Below are 856 nucleotides of genomic sequence, written 5' to 3' on the forward strand. Positions count from 1 at the left end.
TGATTTGGTGTTGTCGTCATTGAGAACAGCCAAATCGCGGGTGAATTTATCGTTATGGGGGGTAAATAGTCGTCCCACTGTTCTGGAATGTCAGGATGATACCGGCTCGATGTTTTATGCCCAGCGATTGGCGAATGGTGCTGTTCAGTTTTTTGTTGACGGTGAGATATTGCCCCGTAACTACGGCAATTTTGATGTGCGTTACGGCAATAAAAACACCGCATTAAAATCTGAGGATGGATGGTGGAAATGCGGGGACACAGGTGTGATGTACCAATGGGGAACCGCCTATGTTCCTGATGATGATTACCGGGAATTTAATTTTCTGACGTCGTTCCCGACAGCCTGTGTGTCACTGACCGCATCGCCGATTTATGCCGCCCCTGTGACCTCGACAAATGTCGTGTCGTGTCACACGAGTATCTACTCTCGGTTGCGCTTTGGGCTGGGGCTGTCCGCCACCTTTTCTAATTCAAAACTGAATCGTCTTTTTTGGTTAGCAGTGGGGTATTGATATGTATGTTTACAGTGCGACAGACAACGCATTTTATGCAATTGAATTGAAACCAGATTATATCAACGCGGGGTCATGGCCGGCGGATGGTATTGAGGTGAGTGACACGGTTTATCAGAAATTCCGTATACCCCCCGAAGGTAAACAGCGTATTACTGGTTCTGATGGCTTACCTGCATGGGAAGACATTCCGCCGCCCACACCAGAGGAATTACAACGCCGGGCGGGATCACGGAAACAGCATTTAATGAATGAGGCCAGAGATAGAATCGCGCCATTGCAGGACGCCGCCGATTTAGGTATCGCCACCGACACAGAGAAATCCGTACTCACCGCATGGCG

General features: G+C 49.1%; 2 protein-coding genes. Both read left to right on the forward strand.

The features are described 5' to 3' along the window. A partial coding sequence (locus tag PSI23_RS21640) for a gp53-like domain-containing protein (protein ID WP_444876163.1) occupies nt 1–514 on the forward strand: 514 nt, incomplete at its 5' end. A 1-nt stretch (nt 515) separates the two neighbouring features. Continuing rightward, a partial coding sequence (locus PSI23_RS21645; RefSeq protein WP_273557002.1) for a tail fiber assembly protein occupies nt 516–856 on the forward strand: 341 nt, incomplete at its 3' end.

Origin of the sequence: Xenorhabdus yunnanensis (assembly GCF_028598805.1) — a bacterium.
Taxonomy (GTDB): Bacteria; Pseudomonadota; Gammaproteobacteria; order Enterobacterales; family Enterobacteriaceae; genus Xenorhabdus; species Xenorhabdus yunnanensis.